The 4,207-nt window shown below is 73.9% G+C and carries 5 protein-coding genes; all 5 read right to left on the reverse strand.

Going from position 1 to position 4,207, the window contains the following annotated elements; translation table 11 throughout:
* Nucleotides 1–25: 25 nt before the first annotated feature.
* Nucleotides 26–811, reverse strand: coding sequence for an SMP-30/gluconolactonase/LRE family protein (locus tag AB0C29_RS36455; protein WP_360830279.1), 786 nt, complete (start codon nucleotides 809–811; stop codon nucleotides 26–28).
* 47 nt (nucleotides 812–858) lie between these two features.
* Nucleotides 859–1,983 (reverse strand): PQQ-binding-like beta-propeller repeat protein, encoded by a 1,125-nt coding sequence (locus tag AB0C29_RS36460; protein WP_360830282.1) that lies wholly within the window; start codon nucleotides 1,981–1,983, stop codon nucleotides 859–861.
* 15 nt (nucleotides 1,984–1,998) lie between these two features.
* Complete coding sequence (locus AB0C29_RS36465) at nucleotides 1,999–2,457, reverse strand: SRPBCC family protein (RefSeq protein WP_360546019.1); 459 nt, start codon at nucleotides 2,455–2,457, stop codon at nucleotides 1,999–2,001.
* Between the two features lie 38 nt (nucleotides 2,458–2,495).
* Nucleotides 2,496–3,620, reverse strand: coding sequence for a fumarylacetoacetase (gene fahA / locus AB0C29_RS36470; RefSeq protein WP_360830285.1), 1,125 nt, complete (start codon nucleotides 3,618–3,620; stop codon nucleotides 2,496–2,498).
* The coding region (locus AB0C29_RS36475; RefSeq protein ID WP_360830288.1) for a hypothetical protein at nucleotides 3,617–4,207 on the reverse strand (591 nt) is incomplete at its 5' end. The genes AB0C29_RS36475 and fahA, both read right to left, overlap by 4 nt.

Genomic DNA, 4,207 nt, shown 5'->3' on the forward strand with positions numbered 1-4,207 from the left:
GCCGGGGGCCGGGCGGCCGACGAATCTAGAGGGTCACGGCGACGAGCTGGCCGGCCGGCCCGTCCGTGCTGGGGTAGACCGCGGTGACCGCGTACAAGGTGCCGTCACCGATCGCGCAAGCGAAACCGCCACGGTCCAGCCCAACGGTTCGCAGGATCTCGCCGCCCTCGCGCACCCGCACGCAGCACTTGTTCGGCACGTCGGCGTACCAGACCGCACCCTCCGCATCGATGCAGATGCCGTCCGGGACGCCGGTGCCCAGCGCCGCCCAGGTCCGCCGGTCGCCGAGGCTGCCGTCCGCCGCGATGGTGAATGCGGTGAGCCGGCCCGCGTACGACTCGGCGACGATCAGGGTGCGGTCGTCGGCGGTCACCGCCATGCCGTTCGGGAACTGCACGCCGTCAGCCACCTGCCGGGCCGTGCCGTCCGGGTCGACCACGGCGATCAGGCCCGGCGCCGGCTCGCCACCCGGGAAGTCGAAGCCGATGTTGTTCACGTAGGCGTGCCCGCGCGAGTCGACGGCGATGTCGTTCCACGGGTGCGTCCCGCCCAACGCCGTCAGGTCCGCGTGGGTGACCAGGCTGCCGTCCGGCTCGCGGCGCAGCAGCAGCCCGCGTCCGGTGATCACCAGCAGCCGCCCGTCGGGCAGCCAGTCGATGCAGAACGGGAAGTCGTCGATCCGGGCCACCACCTCGGGCTGGTCGGCGTTCATGACGACGATCTCGCCGGCGCCCCAGTCGCAGAACCAGAGCCGCCCGTCATGCCACCGGGTCGACTCGCCCATGACCAGGCCGTCCAGCACCACCCGCATGCGATCCACCCTAGAGTGTGTCCAGCCGGCATGACGGCCGGCAGACTCTAGATCGCGGCGATGACCACGGGGTCCGTCGTGTAGAAGCTCGAATCCGGCAGCAGCCGCTGCACCGCCAGATAGCCGTCCGTCAGCTGCCACCCGTCCGGTGTCCACGGCTCGACGCGCTCGTCGGGCACGTAGAGCGGGAACATCGCCCGCTGCGCACCGGTAGCCGCGTCCAGCACGATCAGCCGCCGGTCCGGCGTGAGCAGCACGGCCCGTCCGGCCCGGACGCCGAGCACCTGCGCCGCGCCGGTCCACCGCCACGCCTCGCTGCCCGCGCGGGAAGCCACCACAGCGCTGCCCGACGCGCTCAGCACCAGGTCGCCGCCGGCCGTGGCGTCCGGGGTGTCCAGGGCGGGAGCCCGTTCCGGTCGTCGGCCGCCGGTCAGCCAGCCCTGGCCGGTCCCGTCGCGCAGGCCGGCGCAGTCCGAGCGGGCCACGTCGCACCCGATCGCGGTGAACGGCCCGGCCGGCCAGCCCCGGACCGGGTTGCCCGACAGCACGTCCCACGCGCCTGAGCTGCACACGTACCGGCCGCCCGCGGTCACGAAGCCGGCGCCGCAGCCGGGCGGCAGGGTCACCGCCCAACGTTGGGTGCCGTCCGTGCCGGCGCGGGCGATCAGCTGCCGGCCGTCGGTGATCAGCACGCTGGTCCCGGCGGTGTGCAGGCCCGGCGGGGCCCAGACCGCCGCGGAGCCGGTGCGTCCGGTGAAGGGTTCGGCGCCGGCCCCGGCGGCCCGCCAGACCTGCTTCCCGGTACGGCCGTCCAGCGCCACGAGCGCACCGTCCGACCACCGGGTGACCACCGTGGCCGCCACCGCGACGATCCCGGTGAGCTGCTCGGGCCAGCGCCGGAACGACCACCGCGGGGTGTACATCGTCTTCGCTTCGACCGGCCCGTCCGCCTTGACCAGGCGCTTGCCCGCGTAGACCCGGACGCTGCCGGCGACGATCAGCGGGGCCATCGTGGTCTTGCCGGTGACGCCGGGCGGCCGGGTGACGGCGACGGGCAGGGCACCGGTGGCCGGTTCGAGGACCTCGGCGGGGGCCAGCACGCGCCAGCCGATCAGGACCGCGGCCGCCAGCACGACGACGGCGGCCGGCACGCGCAGCAGCTTCCCGGTCACCACAGGGACGATAGGTCAGGCGGCAGCGGCCAGGTCCTCCAGGTCACGCCGGAGCGCGCCCTCGACCGTACGGGCTGCCAGCCCGCCGAAGACCAGTGCCAGAAACCGGCCCGCCGGTGCGGTCGGGGTGCCGTCCTGGACCACGGTGACCATCGTGCCGCCGCGGTGCCGGCCCTCGAGCACCGGCACGAACGTGTAGGTCATCCGGTATTCGGCGCCGATGCCGGGCGAGCTGACCACGAAGCGTTGCGGGCTCACGCACTCGTCGACGCGGAACTCCTCGGTGATCTCCGTGCCGTCGGCCATCGTGCGGGTCTCGCGCCATTCGGTGCCCGCGCCGAAGGGTCCCTGGGTCAACAGCTCGACGGCGATGACCGTGGACAGCCGTTCGCAGCGGCTGGGCAGGTCGGTGAAGACGCGCCACACGGCAGCCACCGGCGCCTCGACCAGCCGTGTCACCGCAACCGTGGACATCCCCGACCTCCCGCCTACAAGGTACGGCGAGTCGTCCCTCAGCGACAGACAGTTCCGGTTACGGACCCCAGCCCGATCGGCGCGCCGTCCACGCCGGGTGCGGTAGCGCTGATGGTGACCGTGTCGCCGTCGAGCAGGAAGCCCCTGGCCGAGCCGTCGTCGAGCTTCACCGGCTCGGTGCCGTTCCAGGTCAGCTCCAGGAACGAGCCGGCCTGCGCGCGCTCGGGGCCGGAGACCGTGCCGGAGGCGAAGAGGTCGCCGGTGCGGACGCTGGCGCCGTTGACGGTCAGGTGGGCGAGCTGCTGGGCGGGCGTCCAGTACATCTGGGCGAACGGTGGTGAGCTGACCGTGGTCCCGTTCCAGTCGACCGTCAGGCTCAGGTCCAGCCCGTCGCCCGGGGGCCTGAGGTATTCCGCCGGCACCGGGTCCTGCGCGACCGGGGGCACGAGCGCACCGGACAGCGCTTCGAGCGGCACGACCCACGGCGACACCGACGTGGCGAACGACTTGGCCAGGAACGGCCCGAGCGGCTGGTACTCGAACGCCTGGATGTCGCGGGCCGACCAGTCGTTGACCAGGACCACCCCGAAGACGTGCTCGGCGAAGTCGGCCGTGCTGATCCGCCGGCCCGGTACGCCCACCACGAAACCGACCTCGGCCTCGACGTCGAGCCGCCGGGACGGCCCGAACTCGCCGGGACCGAGCTGACCGGCGGGCCGCTCGACCGGGGTGCCGGAGACCACGACCGTGCCCGCGCGCCCGTGGTAGCCGATCGGCAGGTGCTTCCAGTTCGGCTGCAGCCCGGGCCGTTCGGGCCGCAGGATCCGGCTGACCTGGGTGGCGTGGTGCTCGGAGGAGTAGAAGTCGGTGTAGTCGGCCACCTCGAACGGCAGGTGCAGCTCGACGTCGGCCAGCGGGACGGCCGGCAGCGTGGGGGCCAGCTGGACGACCCGGGCCCGGATGGCACTCCACAGCGGACGCCCCAGCGCCATCAGCACGTTGAGCGCAGGCTGCCGCAGCGCACCCCCGGCCAGGATCAGGTCCTGCTCCTCGGCCCGGGACAGGTCCAGCACCGCGTCGCCCAGCCGGACGCCGATCCGCCGCACCCCGTCGCCGGTGCTGAACACGCCGTACGGGAGGTTGCGCAGGTCGAAGAGGGTCACTCGTAGCCGCCGTTGATCAGGCCGAGACGGATGAGCTCCGTCAGCGGCTCCAGCACGTTGAAGGCCCCGAAGCCGACCCACAGCGGCCGTGGCTCGGTCCGGCGCGAGCGGGCCGGCTCGACCAGCGGCACCGGATGCGTCGCGGCCAGCGCCTCGGCGACCTCGGCCACCTCTCCGCCGTCGCTGGCCGCCGCCGACGCGACCAGCACGTTCAGGAAGCCGTGGTGGGTGAAGCCGGTCTCGGGGTCGGTGTGCCGCAGCGCGTGACGCAGCCCGGCGGCGAGCTTGAACGGCAGGTTGCGGTCGCGGCAGGCGCAGATGACGGCGGCCAGCTCGACCGGGGTCGGGAACAGCTCGGAGGCCAGCCCGCCGACCCGGAACTTGGGCGCGATCCGCAGGCCGTCGGCGCGCTGGGCGGCCACCGTGTCGAGGCCCGCGAGCAGGCCCCAGCTGAGCGGGATCTCCGCGTACACGTCCAGGTCGGGGGTCTCGACGGCGAGCGCGCCGAGCGCACTCAGGCCGGGCTGCGGGTCCTCGCCGCGGCGGGCGACGGCCGCCTCGACCCGGGCCACGTCGCTGCCGGCGGC

Origin of the sequence: Actinoplanes sp. NPDC048791 (assembly GCF_040650095.1) — a bacterium.
GTDB lineage: Bacteria > Actinomycetota > Actinomycetes > Mycobacteriales > Micromonosporaceae > Actinoplanes.

What these genes read in the sequence shown, in the direction of transcription:
- AB0C29_RS36465 (WP_360546019.1), bottom strand. Translation starts at nt 2,457, where the DNA reads ATGTCCACGGTTGCGGTGACACGGCTGGTCGAGGCGCCGGTGGCTGCC.
- AB0C29_RS36455 (WP_360830279.1), bottom strand. Translation starts at nt 811, where the DNA reads ATGCGGGTGGTGCTGGACGGCCTGGTCATGGGCGAGTCGACCCGGTGG.